Here is a 16937-nt window from a genome sequence, read left to right as displayed (position 1 = left end):
TAGCCCTGTGGTCTACCGCTCCCTTCCCCGCAGGCCGGGAGCCGCAACCTCTGCAGCCAGCATTCTGCGCAGACATCCCAGGCAACGGGAACGTATGGGTCCCAAACTTCCTTGTGAGATACCCAACTCTCCTGCGATTTCACGGTAGGTGAGGTCTCTGGGCGAAAGAAGTGCGCCCATGAGCTGGGGGCAGCGTCCGGGCAAACGGGCGACCGCCGATCGGAGGGCCCGGTGCTGTTCCCGGTCGAGCAGCCGCTGTTCGAACCCCGGCCCCTCGGGCTGGGCGCCGCCGACGAGATCGGGCCGGTGGCCGTACGGGACCTCGCGTCGGGTCCGCCGCCGGGCCCGGCGGGCCTCGGCGCGGACGGCGCGGCGCAGCCAGCGGGCGGGCTCCACCGGCCGGGCCGGGCCGCATTCCAGCAGCCGCACCCAGACGGCCTGTTCGAGGTCGGCCGGCTCCACGCCGGCGGCCGGGGCCTCCGCGGCTGCCTCCGCGGAGAGCAGCGGCCCGAGTTCCTTCACGAGGTCCATGCCGGGCGGGACGCGGCGGTCGTCGCCCGCGGTTTCCCGCCCGGCCGCGACCCACCCGAACGTGAGACTCCGGTTAGTGGTTGACCGGTCGTCGGCCGGGGCGGAAGTCCTCGGCGGCGAGCAGTCCGGTGTCCGGGTTGTCGGTGAAGATCCCGTCGATGCCCTGCTCGAAGTAGCGGCGGTAGGCGCCGAAGACGTCCCCGTAGGCGGCCGGGTCGGTGCCCTTGCGGTAGTCGGCGGGCAGGAAGCTGTTCTCGTTGCGCGCGGTCCAGGGGTGCAGGACCAGCCCGCGGGCGTGGGCGTCGCGGACCAGGGTGGTCGGCTCGCCCAGCTTGCCGCTCGCGTCCCTCGGGATGACCAGGTCCAGGGTGGGGCCGAGCCCCTGGGCGAAGCCGGAGATCCACTTCAGGCCCTCGGGGGTGACCAGGTCGGCCACCGTGCGCGGGTCGCCGGCCTGTACGAAGTCCCAGGGGCGGGTGTGCGCGGCGGCCAGCAGCACCACCCGGGGCGAGGAGACCAGCCGGCCGAGGCGCTGCATGCTGGACGGTTCGAAGGACTGGAGGAACACGGCCGAATCCCGGCGGTCCCGCCCGTAGCGGCGCAACAGCTTCGCGAGCGGCTCCTCCAGGCCGAGGCCGAGGGAGCGGAAGTAGCTGGGGTGCTTGGTCTCCACGTGCAGCCAGACCCGCCGGCCGCGCCGGCGCCCCTCGCGGTCGGCCCAGCGCAGCACCTCCTCGAAGGTGGGCACGGCCCACCGGCCGTCGTAGAGGGTGTTGCGCGGCCGGACCGCGGGGATACGTTCCTTCGCCCGCAGGGTCTTCAGCTCGGCCAGGGTGAAGTCCTCGGTGAACCAGCCGGTCACCGCGACCCCGTCCACGGACTTGGTGGTCCGGCGGGAGGCGAACTCGGGGTGGTCGGCCACATCCGTGGTGCCGCCGATCTCGTTCTCGTGCCGGCACACCAGATGGCCGTCCCGGGTGGGCACCAGGTCCTGCTCCACCACGTCGGCGCCGAGGTCGAGGGCCAGCTGGTAGGAGCCGAGGGTGTGCTCGGGCCGGTAGCCGCTGGCTCCGCGGTGTCCGATGACGGTCGGGTACGGGAGGTCCCGGTAGCCGCCGTCGCCATGCCGCCGCCCGGCCCCCTCGCCGGCCGCGGCGGCGGGAGCCGCCCCCAGGCCGAGCGCGCTGCCGCCCGCCGCGAGCACCGCCGCTCCCAGTACCGTGCGCCGCGCTGCGCCGCCCTGTGTCATGAGCACGCCTCCCCATCCTGAGCCCGAATCGGCGCAGCGATGGTAGGCAGCGGCGGATGTCCACAGGGCCATCTGCGCCGGAACATGGCGGAAACCTGTGTCAACACGCGGTATCCATCCCGTGAACCCGATGTGCACATGCCCGCGACCCGCGAGTATCGTCCACATCTGCACTGCCGCCGCGCGGTGCGCACCCGCTTGTCGACGCCGGAGGGCTCACGTTGTTCCGTACCGCGCTCATCAAAGCCACTGTCGGACCCGTCATGCGCATGTTGTTCCGCACCCGCGTGGAGGGCGTGGAGAACATCCCGGGCAGCGGGCCGGTGATCCTCGCGGGCAACCACCTCACCTTCATCGACTCCATGATCCTCCCGCTGGTGTGCGACCGGACGGTCCACTTCATCGGCAAGGACGAGTACGTCACGGGCAAGGGCCTCAAGGGCCGCGCCATGGCCTGGTTCTTCACCGGCTCCGGCATGATCCCGGTGGACCGGGACGGCGCGAACGGCGGGGTCGCGGCGCTGATGACCGGCCGCCGGGTGCTGGAGGAGGGCAAGATCTTCGGCATCTACCCGGAGGGCACCCGCTCCCCCGACGGCCGCCTCTACCGGGGCCGCACCGGTATCGCCCGGCTGACCCTGATGACCGGCGCACCGGTGGTCCCGTTCGCCATGATCGGCACCGACAAGCTCCAGCCGGGCGGCGCCGGCATGCCCCGCCCCGGCCGGGTCACCGTCCGCTTCGGCGAGGCCATGGAGTTCTCCCGCTACGAGGGCATGGACCGCGACCGCTATGTGCTGCGCGCGGTCACCGACTCGGTGATGGCCGAGGTCATGCGGCTCTCCGGCCAGGAGTACGTCGACATGTACGCGACCAAGGCAAAGGCGGCGGCGTAGCCCGCTGCCGGCGGCCCGCTACTGGCGCCGGAGGGACCGGCTGACACCGGCCGCGGTGGTGGTCGCCAGGATCCAGCCCGTCACGATCAGCAGGTAGGACAGCCACTGGTGCAGGCCGGCGGGCGCGAAGGCCTGCTCCTGGCCGAAACCGATGATCGGCAGCATCAGGTCCAGGGTGTAGAAGACCGGGTTGAAGTCGGGCGCCTCCCCCGGTTTCAGCGGACGCGGGTGCTCCAGCGCGTACGCGAGGGAGCCGGTGAGCAGCAGGGCCGCCAGCCAGCCGGCTGCCCGCATCGGGCGGTACCCGTAGCCGACGGTGGCGTCCTGGAGCAGCCCCCAGGCACGGGTGAGCCGCGGCAGAGTACGGCGGTGCCGCCGGAGCCGGGCCAGCTGGACGGTACGGGCGGCGGCCTCGTCGCCCGCGGTGCGGTAGGCGGCGGCCAGCTGCTCGTAGGAGGACGGCAGGTAGCCGGCCAGGTCGCGTTCCAGGACGGGCAGCCGCTGCTCGGGCGGCAGGTGCGGGCCCAGTGCGCGGTAGCCGAGGCCTTCCAGGCGGAGCGTGTCGGGCCAGGCCTCCGGCGGGATGTGGAACAGGTCGAACTGGGACCGCCGCAGGTTGATGCTGCCCTGGATGGTCTCGCACTCCCGCAGCCACACCTCGCCGATGGTGCAGCTGCTGGCCCGCAGGGCGAACCCGCCGGGGTTGGCCAGCCGGGCGTACGCGAGGTTGAGCTGGCCCGGTATCCGGGACCCGGTGAGGTTGACCCGGCCCTCGGCGTGGAGCCGCATGGCCCGCAGATCGGTGCCGACCGAGAGGGTCTCGGCGTGCAGGGCGGTCTCGCCGGGGGCCAGCAGCCGGGCGTTGTCCAGGTTGATCTGGCCGCCGACGACGGCGCCGTTGATGCGGGTCTGGCCGTGCACCGTCAGACCGACGGCGATCACATCGGTGGCGATCTCGGCGTGGTTGAACTGGAGCGGCGGCTCACCGGCGAGGTCACCGGTGACCGGGCCGATCACCGCGTCCTGGAGGAACAGGCCGCCGCCGATACGGGCCCCCGCCAGCCGTACCGGGCCGGTGATCCGGCAGCAGGAGAGCCGGAGGACCACCTCGACCCGGACAGTGGAGGCGGTGAGCCCGGGCAGACAGGAGTCGGTGAGCACCAGGGCCCGCAGCTGGGCCCCGTACAGGCCCGGTTTGCGTTCGAACCAGCAGTCGCGCATCCGGATGGGATGGTCGACCACCGCGTACTTGAGGTCGAGTTTGCCGGTGACCTTGACGCCCTTGAGCTTGATCCCGGGGACCTGGCCGTCGACCCGGGGGCCGCTGACCAGCAGGGCCTTGAGGACCTCGGCCCGTACGGTGCGCTCGGGCCCCCAGGACCCCCCGTCGGCGGCGTCCTCGTCCGGGTGGGCGCGGAAGTCGACGCCCTCGCCGAGCGGGAAGGCGTCCCAGACGCGTCGTTCCGCCGGGGTCAGGTCGTTGATCTCCATCGCGGGATCGTGCCGGGCGGCCGAGGCCGGTGTCAACCTCGGCCGCCGCGACTCCCTTTGATGGGATGTCAGTGCTCGATGCCGTCCTGGAGCTTCTGCCCGCGCAGCAGGAACCAGGCGGCGGCTGCCGTGGCCAGCAGGACGGCCGCGCCCACGCCGGAGGCCAGCCTGAGACCGTCCACGAAGGCCTCCTGGGCGGCGGCTACCATGGTGTGCGCGGTCTGCGGGTCCACGGCCTTGGCCGCCTCGACGGCGCCGCCGAGGGATTCGTGCGCGGCGTCCGCGACCGCGGCCGGGACATGCGCCGGGGCGGTGAACTCCTGGTAGACGCCGGTGACCACGGAGCCGAGCAGGGCGATGCCGAGGGCCGCACCCAGTTCGTACGCCGTTTCGGAGACGGCCGAGGCCGAACCGGCCTGCTCCTTGGGCACGCTGGAGAGGATCACATCGGCGGTGACGGTGAAGGAGAAACCGGCACCGAGGCCGACGACCAGCAGGGCGGCACCCAGCAGCGGGTAGCCGGTGTCCTGGTGGACCAGGGTGATCACACCGAGGGCGAGACCGATGGCGGCCAGGCCGCCGGCCACCACGCTGCGGACCGAGAACCTCCGGGCGTACCGGCCCGCGACCAGACCGGTGACCACCGCGCCGATGGCGGCGGGCAGTTCGGCCAGGCCCGCCTCCAGCGGCTCCCGGCCCTGGACCAGCTGAAGGAACTGGGAGAGGAAGAACACCAGGCCGGAAAGGCCGAAGACGGTCAGCAGGTCGGCCAGCACGGCGCCGGAGAACCCGCGGTGCCGGAAGAGCCGCATGTCGAGCAGCGGCGCGGTCAGGGTGAACTGGCGGCGGACGAAGGCGAAGAGGGTGGCGGAGCCGATAACGGCGGCGGTCCAGGCCTCCCAGGACGGGCCGTGGGTGGCGAGTTCCTTCACCGCGTAGACGATGCCGATGATGCCGACCAGCGAGAGGCCGACGCTGACCAGGTCCCAGGGGCCGCGGGCCGGGTTCTTGGACTCCGGCAGCAGCTTGCTGCCGACGATCACCAGGACCAGCATCACGGGGAGGTTGATGAGGAAGACCGAGCCCCAGTAGAAGTGCTGGAGCAGGGCTCCGCCGACCACCGGGCCGATGGCGGCACCGGCCGAGGCGGTGGCGCCCCAGATGCCGATGGCGAGGCTGCGCTCCCTGGGGTCGTGGAAGATGTTCCGGATCAGCGCCAGGGTGGACGGCATCAGGGTGGCACCGGCCACGCCGAGCAGCGCCCGGGCCACGATCATCATCTCGGGGCTGGTGGCGTACGCGTTGAGGACGGAGACCGCGCCGAACGCGGTGGCACCTATGAGCAGCAGCTTCTTGCGGCCGATCCGGTCGCCGAGCGAGCCCATGGAGACGAGCAGGCCGGCGATGACGAAGGAGTAGATGTCGCCGATCCACAGCAGCTGGGTGCCGGACGGCTGGAGGTCTTCGGAGAGGGCGGGGGTGGCCAGGCCGAGGACGGTGGCGTCCACCGCGACCAGCAGGACGGCCAGGACGAGCACGGAGAGCGCGAGCCAGCGTCCCGGGCTCTTCACCTCCGTCCCGGTGGTGCCGTTCAGCTGCCGGGTCGTACTCATTTCTCCACACTCCGTCGTGCGCCACCGAGCAGCAGCTCGATGATCATGTATTGGAAGTCCTTGGCCGCGACCCGGCCGTCCATGACGGCCCAGGCGCAGGTGCCGATGAGGCCGTAGAGGGCCTCGGTGAGCCAGGCTGGGCTGAGGTCGATCCGGATGTCGCCCTCTTGCTGTCCGCGCTTGAAGAGCGCGCTGACGCGGCCGTCGAGCCGGGACCAGCCCTCGTTGACCTGGTCGCCCTCGAAGAGCTGGTTCTCGGTGACGAGGAAGGCCAGCAGCTGGGCGTTGGGCTCGGCTTCGGCGACCAGGCGGCGCAGGGCATCGATCGCGCTGCCCTCGTCGAGGCGGGCCCGGTCGAAGGCGACCTCGAATTCCCGGATGCCGAGTTCCTCGAGGGCGCGTACGAGCGCGTCCCGTCCGGCGAAGTGCCGGTGCAGGGTCGCCCGGCCGATGCCGGCGGCTTTGGCCACCTCGTCCATCGTGGCGGTCGACTTGCGGGAGAGCAGGGCGGCGGCGGTCCGCAGCACGTGGTCACGATCCATGGCCATGAGACAACCATACCTCAAATGAGACATCAATGTCTCACACTGAAGGGGCAGGATTGCGCGCGGACCGGCCGGGGCATGACCTGCCCGCCGAGTCACCGAGCACCGGGGGGTCACCGTGCACGTGCGCATCTCGATGGAACGACCCGAGGAATCCGCCGCGATCAAGTCGCTCTACCAATGGCTGGCCAAAGACCCGGACGTCGCCATGGCGGCGGAGCTCTCCCTCACCACGGACGCCCCGGAGCCGGGCTCCATGGGATGGGACATGGACACCATCGACGTGGTGCTGTCGAACTCCCTGGCCGGCCTGAACGCCCTGCTGGCTGCCGTCACCGTCTGGCGGCTGAACCGCACCACCGGCACCGGCGGGGTCCGGGTGGACACCCCCGACACCTCGATCGTCGTCTCCGACGACACCCCGGAACCTCCCGGTGCATCCGGAGGGGACGACCGGGACCGCGGGTGAACGGGCTCAGACTGGCCGACCCGGCCGCATCGCGGGCCGTACTCGCCGGGGTCTGGGACTACCAGCACCTGGCGCCCCTGCCGGCGGTCGCCCACAATGTGGCCGGGCTGGCCGATGCCCTGGCAGACCCCCGGATCTGGGGGCTGCCGCAGAAGCACATCACCCGGGTCGAGCCCGGGAACGTACAGGACTCCTTCATCCGGACCGTCGCAGCCGCCGCCCAGGAGGCCACCGACACCCTGCTGGTGTACTTCGCCGGCCACGGCATCCCCGACGACTTCTCCGACGAGCTCTACCTCGGCCTGCCCGGCACCCGGCGGGGCGAACTGGACACGGCCCTGCGCTACGAGTTCATCAGCCGGAAGCTTCGGCTCGGCGCCGCCAAGGCCCGGCATGTGGTCGTCATCCTCGACTGCTGCTTCAGCGGCCTCGCGGCCAACGCCAGGATGTCGCCCGGGCAGCGCCTGGCCGACCTGGCGGCGGTCTCCAGCAGGGCCGTGTTCACCGCCTCCGCGGAGACCAAGGTGGCCATGGCCCCGGTGGGCGCCGCCTACACCGCCTTCACGGGGGTGCTGCTCGGGCTGCTCGACGGCGGCATTCCGGGAGAACCCGAACTGCTCAGCATGCAGACCCTGCACAACCACGCGTACGCCCGGCTGCGGGGGCAGCAGCCCGAACTGGCCTCGCGCGGGGCGGGCAGCCTGGTGTGCATCGCCCGGAACACCCGGCCGGAACCGGCCGCGGCCCCGCCGGGCCCGGCCCCGGTTCCGGGGGCGGTTCCCGCCCAGCCGAACGGACTGCCGGCCCGGATGCCCGTACTGGTCAGGGAGCGCCTGCTCGGCCACCAACGAAGGATCAAGGGCCTGACGGTGCTCGGACCCGGCCGGAGCACCCCCTCCTGGATCACCAAGGAGATCCCCCGGCACGCGCTGAGCGCCGGCGAGGAGGTGCTCGCGGCCTGGCAGTGGAGCCACCTGTACGTCTTCCGGCGCAGCCGGCTGCTGTTCACCAGCAGGGGGCTGCGCACCCGGCAGGGCGACTCCCGGATGATGTTCCCCTACACCGGTTTCGGGAACTGCGAGTTCAGCGCGCACGACTGGACCGTCGGTGCTTCCCTGGACACGCCCGAGACCTACCATGCACTGCTGACCGTCTCCGACCACGACCAGTCCTGGACCTCACCGGACCTCGGCGGGTCGTCGGCCACCGCCTACGGCCTGGCCGCCGTCCTCCAGGAGATCCGGAGCCTGGTGACGGACACCGCCTAGACGAGGGTGGCGGCCAGGAGCTCGGCGGTCCTCCGGACCAGCTCACTGTCCCGGGGACCGGTGGGCGAGCCGGGCTTGGTGGTCAGGACGGCCAGCACCAGCGGAGTGCCGTCCGGCGTCCAGACCACGCCCACGTCGTTGGCCACCCCGTACTCCTGTCCGCCACCGGTCTTGTCCGCCAGGATCCAGTCGGCCGGCAACCCCTTCCTGAACCGGTCGGTGTTGGTGGTGTTGGCGATCAGCCAGCCGGTCAGCAGCCGGCGGTCCCGGGCCGGGAGCACATCGCCGAGGATCAGCCGGGCGTACGTCCTGCCGATGGCCCGGGGGCTGGTGGTGTCGGTCACCCGCCCCGGTTCCGCCGAGTTCAGCTGGGGTTCGTACCGGTCCAGCCGGGTGACCCGGTCCCCGATCGAGCGGCTGAAGCGGGTGACCGCCGTGGGGCCGCCCAGTTCCTCCAGCAGCAGGTTCGCGGCGGCGTTGTCGCTGTGGCTGACCGACGCGGCGCACAGCGCCTCCACGGTCATCCCGTTGGCCAGGTTCACGTCCTTGCCCGTTTCCGGGCCGTACCCCGAGTCCTCGACGTACTTCGCCGTGTACCGGATGCGCTGGGCGAGGAACTCGCCGTCCTCGTCGAGCTCCCTGAGCACGGCCGCGGCGGCCACGCCCTTGAAGACCGAGCACATCGGGAACAGCTCGTCCTCCCGGTACGCCACCGTCCGGCCGGTGGCCAGGTTCCGGGCGTACACCCCGAGCCGCGCCGAGTGCTCCCGCTCGAACTGCCGCAGCCGCGTGGTCACCCGGTCCGCGCCGGGCCCCACGGCGTGTGCCGTGCCGCCCGTGGCCAGGCCCGCGGCCAGCGCCGCCCCCGTGCCGAGAGCCAGTACCGCGCGCCGGGAGGGACGCGCCCCCGGGGTTTCCGCCATCGTCACCATCGTCTCCTCGTGTTCCACGGTCATATCGCATAAACGATCATGTCGTGGTTGAACACGCTTTGTCCGGGACGGACGGTTCCCGCTACTGCTTGTGCGTCGCCCAGGCGTGCTGGATGACCAGGTCCGCCTTCAGCTCGTTGAGCTGGAGCGCAACCGCCGAGGGGGCGGTGCCGCCCCGCCCGTTGCGGGAGGCGAGGGCGCCCGGCACGTTGAGGACCGTACGGACCTCCGGAGTGAGGTGCTCGGAGATCTTCGCGAACTGTTCGTCGGTGAGCTCGTCCAGCTCGATCCCGTCCGCCTCGCAGACCTTCACGCACTCGCCCGCGACCTCGTGCGCCACCCGGAACGGCACGCCCTGCTTGACCAGCCACTCCGCGATGTCGGTGGCGAGGGAGAAACCGGCCGGGGCGAGCTCCTCCATCCGCTCCCGGTTCACCGTGAGCGTGGCCATCATGCCGGTGAAGGCGGGCAGCAGGACCTCGAGGGTGTCGCAGGAGTCGAAGACCGGCTCCTTGTCCTCCTGGAGGTCCCGGTTGTAGGCCAGCGGCAGGGCCTTCAGGGTGGCGAGCAGGCCGGTCAGATTGCCGATCAGGCGGCCCGACTTGCCCCGCGCCAGCTCCGCGATGTCCGGGTTCTTCTTCTGCGGCATGATCGAGGAGCCGGTGGAGAAGGCGTCGTGCAGGGTCACGAAGGAGAACTCCTTCGTGTTCCAGATGATGATCTCCTCGGCGATCCGGGACAGGTTGATCCCGATCATCGCGGTGATGAAGGCGAACTCGGCGACGAAGTCGCGGGAGGCCGTGCCGTCGATCGAGTTGCCGGCCGAGCCGCGCTCGAAGCCGAGGTCGGCGGCGACCGCCTCCGGGTCCAGGCCCAGCGAGGAGCCGGCCAGGGCACCCGAGCCGTACGGGGAGACGGCCGTCCGGGTGTCCCACTGGCGCAGCCGCTCCGCATCCCGGGACAGGGACTGCACATGGGCCAGGACATGGTGCGCGAACAGCACCGGCTGGGCGTGCTGGAGGTGAGTCCGGCCGGGCATCGCCACGTCCGGGTGTGCCTCCGCCAGGCCCACCAGCGCGTCCTGGAGCTCGGCGATCAGGCCACCGATGATCCGGGCGTGGTCCCGCAGGTACATCCGGAACAGGGTGGCCACCTGGTCGTTGCGGGACCGGCCGGCCCGCAGCTTGCCGCCGAGGTCGGCGCCGAGCCGCTCCAGCAGGCCCCGCTCCAGCGCGGTGTGCACGTCCTCGTCCGCGATGGTTCCGGTGAAGGAGCCGTCGGCGACGTCCGCCTCCAGCGCGTCCAGACCCGCGATCATGCGGTCCAGCTCGTCGGCGGTGAGCAGCCCCGCCTTGTGCAGCACGCGGGCGTGGGCGCGGGAGCCGGCGATGTCGTACGGCGCCAGCCGCCAGTCGAAGTGGACCGACGCGGAGAGCTTCGCGAGGGCATCGGCCGGGCCGTCGGCGAACCGTCCGCCCCAGAGCCGGACGTCACCGTTGTTGCTGCTCACAGGTACTGCTCCTCAAGACTGCATGGCGTTGGAACTGCATGGCTTCGGACAGGGAAGGGAGGTCAGGCGAGGTCACGCTTCGCCGCGATCTTCGCGGAGAGGGCGAAGATGTCGATGAAACCCTGGGCCTTCGACTGGTCGAAGGTATCGCCAGTGTCGTAGGTGGCGAGGTTGAAGTCGTACAGCGACTCTTCGGACTTCCGGCCGGTGACCACGGCGCGCCCGCCGTGCAGGGTCATCCGGATGTCCCCGGTGACATGCCGGTTGGCCTCGTTGACGAAACCGTCCAGGGCCCGCTTGAGCGGGGAGAACCACAGGCCGTCGTAGACGAGCTCGCTCCAGCGCTGCTCCACCTGCCGCTTGTAGCGGGCCAGCTCGCGCTCGACGGTGACGCTCTCCAGCTCGGAATGCGCGGTGATCAGGGCGATCGCGCCCGGAGCCTCGTACACCTCACGGGACTTGATGCCCACGAGCCGGTCCTCGACCATGTCGATCCGGCCGATGCCCTGGGCGCCGGCGCGCTCGTTGAGCTGCTGGATGGCCTGGAGCACGGTGACCGGCTTGCCGTCGATGGCGACGGGCACGCCCTCCTTGAAGGAGATGACGACCTCGTCGGCCTCCCGCGGGACCGCCGGGTTGGCCGTGTACTCGTAGATGTCCTCGATCGGCGCGTTCCAGATGTCCTCCAGGAAGCCCGTCTCGACGGCCCGCCCGAAGACGTTCTGGTCGATGGAGTACGGGGACTTCTTGGTGGTCGCGATCGGGAGCTGCTTCGCTTCGCAGAAGGCGATCGCCTTGTCCCGCGTCATGGCGTAGTCGCGGACCGGGGCGATGCACTTCAGATCGGGGCCGAGGGCCTGGATGCCGGCCTCGAAGCGGACCTGGTCGTTGCCCTTGCCGGTGCAGCCGTGCGCCACGATCGAGGCGTTGTGCTTCCGGGCGGCGGCGACCAGGTGCTTGACGATGGCCGGCCGGGAGAGCGCCGAGACCAGCGGGTAGCGGTCCATGTAGAGGGCGTTGGCCTTGATCGCCGGGAGGCAGTACTCGTCGGCGAACTCGTCCTTGGCATCCGCGACCTCGGCCTCGACCGCACCGCAGGCGAGCGCGCGCTTGCGGATGACGTCCAGGTCCTCGCCGCCCTGGCCGACGTCCACGGCAACGGCGATGACCTCTGCGCCCGTCTCCTCGGCGATCCAGCCGATGGCGACGGAGGTGTCCAGTCCGCCCGAGTAGGCGAGTACGACGCGCTCGGTCACGGGGTTCTCCTTACGGTGCAATCTCGGATAGGCATAACTATGCATGCCTCCGTATGTTTCGTCAATCGGAGGGGTCGGTGGCCGACGGCCGGTGGCCGTGTCAGTACCGGCTGCCAAGATCGGCCCATGGACCACGGAACCCACGGAAACCCCCTGCACGGCCTGGACGACCACCCCTGGCACGCGACGTCGCACGCCTACGGTCCGGCCGAGGACCTGCCGGACCTGCTGCGCGCCCTCGCCTCCGGCGAGCCGGACACCGTCGAAGCGGCCGTCTCCGAGCTGTACGGGAACGTCATCCACCAGGGCACCGTGTACGCGGCGAGCGTCGAGGCGGTGCCCTGGCTGGCCGCGCTGGCGGCGGCCGGCCATGCGACCGCCGATCTGGTGCGGCTGCTCGGCGACCTCGCCGAGAGCGAGGACGAGCACGGGGTCGAGCCGCCCGGAGCCGTCCGGGCGGCCGTCGCGGCGCAGCTGCCGCTGCTGCTCCCGCTGCTCGACGCGGAGCAGGCCGAGCTGCGCCAGAGCACGGCGTGGACGGCCGGGCAGACCCGGGCCGGTGCAGCGGCGGCGGACGCACTGCACCGCCGCTGGGAGCGGGAGAGCGACCCACTTGTACGGGCCGAACTGCTCGGCGCGCTGGCCCGGTTGGACCCGGAGCCGGCCGCGGCACTGGCCCGTACCGTGCTCGGGGCGGAGCAGCCGGGGGAACTCCGGATGGCGGCCGTGTTCGTCCTGGTGGACGGCGGGGCGCGATGGGACTCCGTCCTGCACGACACCGTACTGGCGCTGCTTCCGGGCCGGCCGTGGGTGGCCGACCGGTACGACCTCGACCGGCAGGAACCCCTGCACGACCTGGCCGGCGCCCTGTTGCACCGGGACACGGCCGAGGACCGGGAGGCGGCCCTGGCGCTGGTGGCGGCGGCACTGGCCGATCCGCGGCCGGAGGTGCGGGCCGAGGGGGTGTGGGCCGCCGGCCATGCCTGCCACCTGTCGCGCAGCGCGCCCGCGCGGCTGGCGCCGGTCCTGGTGGAGGCGGCCGGGGACCCGGAGGCGGACGGCGAAGTGCTGGGCCTGCTGCGGAAGCTGGGGCCGTGGGCCGCGGCTGCCGCGCCGGCCCTGGCCGCGGGGGCGGCGGCCGAGGAGGGCGATCTCGGCGACCGGATGCTGGCCGCACTGATCGCCGTGGACCCGGGGCAGGCGGCTCCGCTGCTGGCCCGCCGGTTCGAGCGGTCGCCCCGGGCGCTGGAGGCGGCGGCCGGGCTGGAGGCGCCCGAGGACGGCGTGTTCCCCTGCCACCCGGAGCTGCTGGACGCGGTCCGGGCGCGGCTGGCCGGCCCCGGCCTGACCGGGAACGAGCCCTGGCGGCTGGCCCACCTGCTGCGGGGCTGGGGCCCGCAGGGAGCGGCTGCGCTGCCCGAGCTGTACGCGGCACTGCCGGCGTTCCCCGGTGTCTTCGCCGGGGTGATCGAGGCGGTGTGCCCGGACGTGCCCGCGGCCCGCGCGGAGGCGGCCGACCGGTTGCGGGTGGCCGCCGGGACCGGTGATCCGGAGGGCCGGCTCGCGGCCGGCCGGGCCTTGCACGGCCTGACCGGGGAGCCGGGTCCGCTGCTCGCCGCGCTGGAACTGCGGCTGTCGGGCGGGGCGCACGAGGTGGGGGCGGCGGCGGCCGTGGCCGGGGACCTCGGCGCGGTGGCGGCCCCGCTGGTGCCGGCCCTGCGCGCCTGGCTGGAGCGCCCCGACCCGGCCGGCACCACGCCGGCGCTGGACGCGGACGCGGCGGTGGCCACCGCCCTGTGGCGGATCACCGGCGGGCCGGCCGCCGCGGCGGAGGCGGTGGCGGTACTGGACCGGGTGCTCGGAGCCGCGCGGGCCCAGCCCTGGTTCTGCTGGACGGCCATCCGGGCGGCCCGCTGTGCGGCCCTGCTGGGTCCGGAGGCCCGGCCGCTGCGGGCCCGGCTGGAAGAGATGGCGGCCGATCCGGAGCAGGCCCCGGCCGCCGTGCTGGCCCTGCTGGCGGGCGGATCGACGGGGCTGGACCGGGCGGCGCTGACCGAGGCGGTGCTGGCCGCCGCCGAATGGGGCGGCGGGGACGAGGCCCTGACGGCCCTCACCGCGCTCGGCCCGGACCCGGATCACCCCGGGCTGTTCCGTCGGCTGGCCGTCCTCTCGGACGGCGACCGCCGGGTCCCCCGCACCGCGCTGGAACACCGCCTCATCCCGGCCGACGAACGCTTCCGCAGCCGGGTCCGCGCCACCGCGGCCGGCCTGGGCATCACTCCCGCCTGATCCCCCGCGCGAGATCCCCCGCGCCGGAATATCCACAGGCGGCACCGGGGGCCGGCTGTCTACCATCAGCGCAGTTCAGCACGGGGGAAGGGCACGTTCATGGGGTACGCGAAGGAACTACTGGCGGGGCTGGACCGTCTCCTGCGCCGCGTGCCGGCCGAGCCCGCGTCGTCCCCGACCGCGCCGCCCGGAGCGGTGCCGGGCCTCGCAGGACGGGCGGAAGCCGGAAGAGACGGCTCGGAGCCGGCCGGGTCCGCGTCGTCTCCGACCGCGCCGCCCGGAGCGGTGCCGGGCCGCGCAGGCCGGGCGGAAGCCGGAAGAGGCGGCTCGGAGGCGGCCGAGCGGGTGCTGGCCGGGGAGCCGGTGGAGCAGGTGCTGGATCCTGCGGACCCGGCCGCCTGGATCGAGTTCGACGCCGGGGTGCGTGACCTGCCCTGGCGGTACGGCCGCCCTGCCCTCGGCGCGCAGCTGCGGGAGCGGCCGGAGACCGCGCTCTGCCACCCCGACGGCCGGGTCCGGCAGCAGGCCCTGACCGCGGCGGCGGCCGAGCCGCGGCTGCTGCCGGCGGTCGTCATCCGCTGCGCCGACTGGGCCGAGCCGGTACGGAACCAGGCCCGCCGGATCCTCCGGGCCGCGCTCGAGGAGGACCGCGCGGGCACCCTGGCCGCCTTGACCCCGCTGGTGCTGCGGCTGGGCGAGCGGGTGCACGGGGCCTGGGCCCTCGACTTCTTCGAGCAGGACCTGCGGACGGCCCCGTACGAGCCGCTGGCCGCCCTGCGGGACAGCTCCGACCGGAAGACCCGGCGGTTCGCCGCCCGGATCACCCTGGACCTGGGGCTGTTCGACGCCCGCGAGGCGGCCCGGCAGGCCGTGGCCGCCCCCGACCCCGCGATGCAGCAGCTGTGGGCGAACGCGGCACTCGCCGCGATGGCCGCCGACGGTCCGGACGACCTGGTGGTCGACACCCTGCTCGCCGCCCGCTCGACCCGGCTGCGGGCCGCCGGGGTCACCGCCCTGCGCCGGGCCGGCCGGTCCGGCGAAGCCGCCGGGCACCTCCTCGACCGGGCCGCCCCGGTCCGGGCCTGTGCCCGCTGGCTGCTGCGCCAGGACGGCGGCGACCCGCGCGCCTGCTACCTGGACCTGCTCCCCCACCCCGAGGCCGTGCTCGGGCTCGCCGAATGCACACAGCGCGGGGAAGCGGGCCTGCTCCGGGAGCTGCTGACGCACCCCGAGGGCGAGGTCCGGGCCGCTGCCGTCACCGGGCTGCATCTGCTGGAGGCCGCACTCCCGGCCGAGCTGGGGCCGTTGCTGGACGATCCGTCACCGGCCGTGGCCCGTGCGACGGAACGGGCCCTCCGCACCTGGGCGGACCGGTTGCCCGCCGGGGAACTGACGGCCCGGCTGGCCCCGGACCGTCCCGCCCACACCCGCCGCGCCGCGTTCCGGCTGCTCCGGGTGCAGGGCGGGATGCCCCTGCTGCGGGCCACCGTGCTGCTGCTCGACGATCCGGAGCGGCAGCTGCGCGAGCGGGCCGTCGCCGACCTGCGGTGCTGGGACTGGCAGTACAGCCTCCGGTACGAGGGCGGCGACCGCCGTGAACTCGCCGAGCTGCTGCACCGGTCCGCCGCCGTGTTCGACGCGTACGAGCTGGAACTGCGGCGCAGCCGGCTGGGCCTCACGGGGTGAAATCCGGCGCGGCGAACGGGCCGGCCTGCGCTGCCGCCGCCCGTTCCGCCGCTTCCGCCGCGTACGGTCTGACATGTGATCAGAACGGCTCTCGCCCTCGGCCTCGTCCTCGTCACCGCACTGCTGCCCGCGCCGGACGGGCCGGCCACCCCGGCCGGTTCCCCGGCCGCAGCGGCCTCCCCGCCGCTGCCCGCCCGGCTGGCCGATACCGGTGGCGGAAGTCAGCTGATCATCGCGGTCGCGCCCGCCGCCGGATCCACCACCGGGCGGGTGAGCTGGTGGGACCGGTGGGCCGGGCACTGGTTCGAACGGGGCAGTACGGAGGCCCGGTTCGGGACGAACGGGCTGACCGACGGCGCCACCCGGAAGCAGGGCACCAGCACCACCCCGGCCGGGCTGTACGACCTGCCGTACGCGTTCGGGATCCGGCCGGCCCCGGCCGGGACGGCGTACGGCTACCGGCCGGTGGGGCCGGACTCCTGGTGGTGCCAGGACAACCGCTCGACCGCCTACAACCGCTGGGCCGAGCCGCTCCCGGCGGACTGCGCACCCGGTGAGGCCGAGCATCTGGTGACCTACCCGGAGCAGTACGCGTACGCCATCGTCATCGGGTTCAACTACGACCGGCCGGTGCGGGGCCGCGGGTCCGGGATCTTCCTGCACGTCCACGGGAAGGGCGCCACGGCCGGCTGCGTATCGGTGCCGGAGCAGGCGATGCAGGAGATCCTGCGCTGGGCGGACCCCGGGCGGCATCCGCACATCGCGGTGGGCACCGAGTCCGGCCCGCTGGCGGTCACCCGCTACTAGGCCGTCTCACCCGGCCGGTCGTCCGGGCCGGCGTACAGTCCGCGCGCGGCCGTGCGGCGGTGCAGGGCCTCGGCCACGTCCCGGGAGGCCAGCAGCGCCCCCAGGGCCAGCAGGGTGACCGCGGCGGCGGCCCATTCCGCGGTGCTGCCCGGGCTGGAGCTCAGCACCGAGACGAACGCGAACATCCAGAAGAGGACGAGGGCGAGTGCGGCGGCCGGGACCCACGCGGGGCGGCTCCGGCGGGCGCGGTCGGTCCGGCGGTGTTCATCGCGACGGCCCCGCCACCAGCGGACGAGGACCACCCCGTACACGCTTGCCGTGACCGCCAACACCGGCTGGACCAGGGTGAGTTGATTCACTCCCCGAGACTAGGGAGAGCACGGCCGCCCGCGGAA

General features: G+C 73.1%; 15 protein-coding genes. 6 read left to right on the top strand and 9 right to left on the bottom strand.

What is annotated here, in order from left to right; genetic code table 11:
* Positions 1-12: 12 nt before the first annotated feature.
* Positions 13-531 (bottom strand): sigma-70 family RNA polymerase sigma factor, encoded by a 519-nt coding sequence (locus DEJ50_RS27290; RefSeq protein WP_150210739.1) that lies wholly within the window; start codon positions 529-531, stop codon positions 13-15.
* A 73-nt stretch (positions 532-604) separates the two neighbouring features.
* On the bottom strand, positions 605-1780 hold the full coding sequence (locus DEJ50_RS27285) for a glycerophosphodiester phosphodiesterase (RefSeq protein ID WP_150212393.1): 1176 nt from the start codon (positions 1778-1780) through the stop codon (positions 605-607).
* A 263-nt stretch (positions 1781-2043) separates the two neighbouring features.
* On the opposite strand from DEJ50_RS27285, the gene DEJ50_RS27280 reads away from it, so the two are divergent.
* Positions 2044-2676, top strand: a complete 633-nt coding sequence (locus DEJ50_RS27280) for a lysophospholipid acyltransferase family protein (protein WP_223837929.1) — start codon at positions 2044-2046, stop codon at positions 2674-2676.
* 18 nt (positions 2677-2694) lie between these two features.
* On the opposite strand, the gene DEJ50_RS27275 is transcribed toward DEJ50_RS27280, so the two are convergent.
* The 3 genes from DEJ50_RS27275 to DEJ50_RS27265 form a co-directional block, all read right to left on the bottom strand.
* Positions 2695-4167, bottom strand: a complete 1473-nt coding sequence (locus DEJ50_RS27275) for a membrane-associated oxidoreductase (protein WP_150210737.1) — start codon at positions 4165-4167, stop codon at positions 2695-2697.
* 68 nt (positions 4168-4235) lie between these two features.
* Positions 4236-5780 (bottom strand): MFS transporter, encoded by a 1545-nt coding sequence (locus tag DEJ50_RS27270; RefSeq protein WP_150210736.1) that lies wholly within the window; start codon positions 5778-5780, stop codon positions 4236-4238.
* Positions 5777-6328 (bottom strand): TetR/AcrR family transcriptional regulator, encoded by a 552-nt coding sequence (locus tag DEJ50_RS27265; RefSeq protein ID WP_150210735.1) that lies wholly within the window; start codon positions 6326-6328, stop codon positions 5777-5779. Before DEJ50_RS27265 ends, DEJ50_RS27270 begins: the two co-directional genes overlap by 4 nt.
* A 115-nt stretch (positions 6329-6443) precedes the next feature.
* Between DEJ50_RS27265 and DEJ50_RS34105 the strand changes: the two genes are divergently transcribed.
* Together DEJ50_RS34105 and DEJ50_RS27260 are read left to right on the top strand one after the other, a co-directional pair.
* Entirely contained in the window at positions 6444-6794 is a 351-nt protein-coding gene (locus DEJ50_RS34105; protein ID WP_190344719.1) for an effector-associated constant component EACC1, read from the top strand.
* On the top strand, positions 6791-8062 hold the full coding sequence (locus DEJ50_RS27260; protein ID WP_190344717.1) for a caspase domain-containing protein: 1272 nt from the start codon (positions 6791-6793) through the stop codon (positions 8060-8062). The genes DEJ50_RS34105 and DEJ50_RS27260 overlap by 4 nt, the downstream gene beginning before the upstream one ends.
* Here DEJ50_RS27260 and bla read toward each other — a convergent pair.
* The 3 genes from bla to DEJ50_RS27245 all read right to left on the bottom strand — a co-directional run bounded on the left by bla (position 8059) and on the right by DEJ50_RS27245 (position 11760).
* Positions 8059-9018, bottom strand: coding sequence for a class A beta-lactamase (bla, locus tag DEJ50_RS27255; protein WP_223837928.1), 960 nt, complete (start codon positions 9016-9018; stop codon positions 8059-8061). The two genes, DEJ50_RS27260 and bla, sit on opposite strands and share 4 nt — an antisense overlap.
* A 58-nt stretch (positions 9019-9076) precedes the next feature.
* On the bottom strand, positions 9077-10504 hold the full coding sequence (gene argH / locus DEJ50_RS27250) for an argininosuccinate lyase (protein ID WP_150210733.1): 1428 nt from the start codon (positions 10502-10504) through the stop codon (positions 9077-9079).
* Positions 10505-10566: 62 nt separating this feature from the next.
* The gene (locus DEJ50_RS27245; protein ID WP_150210732.1) at positions 10567-11760 is read right to left on the bottom strand and encodes an argininosuccinate synthase; all 1194 of its coding nucleotides are present in this window, start codon (positions 11758-11760) and stop codon (positions 10567-10569) included.
* A gap of 126 nt (positions 11761-11886) precedes the next feature.
* On the opposite strand from DEJ50_RS27245, the gene DEJ50_RS27240 reads away from it, so the two are divergent.
* The 3 genes from DEJ50_RS27240 (at position 11887) to DEJ50_RS27230 (ending at position 16542) form a co-directional block, all read left to right on the top strand.
* The gene (locus DEJ50_RS27240; protein ID WP_150210731.1) at positions 11887-14049 is read left to right on the top strand and encodes a hypothetical protein; all 2163 of its coding nucleotides are present in this window, start codon (positions 11887-11889) and stop codon (positions 14047-14049) included.
* Between the two features lie 99 nt (positions 14050-14148).
* Positions 14149-15735, top strand: a complete 1587-nt coding sequence (locus DEJ50_RS27235) for a hypothetical protein (RefSeq protein WP_150210730.1) — start codon at positions 14149-14151, stop codon at positions 15733-15735.
* Positions 15736-15855: 120 nt separating this feature from the next.
* Positions 15856-16542, top strand: coding sequence for a L,D-transpeptidase (locus DEJ50_RS27230; protein WP_150212391.1), 687 nt, complete (start codon positions 15856-15858; stop codon positions 16540-16542).
* Here the strand turns inward: DEJ50_RS27230 and DEJ50_RS27225 are convergent.
* Positions 16539-16901 carry a hypothetical protein gene (locus tag DEJ50_RS27225; RefSeq protein ID WP_150210729.1) on the bottom strand — a complete coding sequence of 121 codons (363 nt, stop codon included), beginning with the start codon at positions 16899-16901 and terminating at the stop codon, positions 16539-16541. The genes DEJ50_RS27230 and DEJ50_RS27225 overlap by 4 nt on opposite strands.
* Between the last annotated feature and the right edge of the window lie 36 nt (positions 16902-16937).

The sequence above is a fragment of the Streptomyces venezuelae genome, from assembly GCF_008642295.1.
Lineage (GTDB): Bacteria > Actinomycetota > Actinomycetes > Streptomycetales > Streptomycetaceae > Streptomyces > Streptomyces venezuelae_C.
The sequence above is the reverse complement of the archived record's forward strand: the minus strand, read 5'-3'. Positions and strand labels throughout refer to the sequence as shown.

What these genes read in the sequence shown, in the direction of transcription:
- DEJ50_RS27290 (WP_150210739.1), bottom strand. Translation starts at nt 531, where the DNA reads ATGGACCTCGTGAAGGAACTCGGGCCGCTGCTCTCCGCGGAGGCAGCC.
- DEJ50_RS27285 (WP_150212393.1), bottom strand. Translation starts at nt 1,780, where the DNA reads ATGACACAGGGCGGCGCAGCGCGGCGCACGGTACTGGGAGCGGCGGTG.
- DEJ50_RS27280 (WP_223837929.1), top strand. Translation starts at nt 2,044, where the DNA reads ATGCGCATGTTGTTCCGCACCCGCGTGGAGGGCGTGGAGAACATCCCG.
- DEJ50_RS27275 (WP_150210737.1), bottom strand. Translation starts at nt 4,167, where the DNA reads ATGGAGATCAACGACCTGACCCCGGCGGAACGACGCGTCTGGGACGCC.
- DEJ50_RS27270 (WP_150210736.1), bottom strand. Translation starts at nt 5,780, where the DNA reads ATGAGTACGACCCGGCAGCTGAACGGCACCACCGGGACGGAGGTGAAG.
- DEJ50_RS27265 (WP_150210735.1), bottom strand. Translation starts at nt 6,328, where the DNA reads ATGGCCATGGATCGTGACCACGTGCTGCGGACCGCCGCCGCCCTGCTC.
- bla (WP_223837928.1), bottom strand. Translation starts at nt 9,018, where the DNA reads ATGACCGTGGAACACGAGGAGACGATGGTGACGATGGCGGAAACCCCG.
- DEJ50_RS27240 (WP_150210731.1), top strand. Translation starts at nt 11,887, where the DNA reads ATGGACCACGGAACCCACGGAAACCCCCTGCACGGCCTGGACGACCAC.
- DEJ50_RS27235 (WP_150210730.1), top strand. Translation starts at nt 14,149, where the DNA reads ATGGGGTACGCGAAGGAACTACTGGCGGGGCTGGACCGTCTCCTGCGC.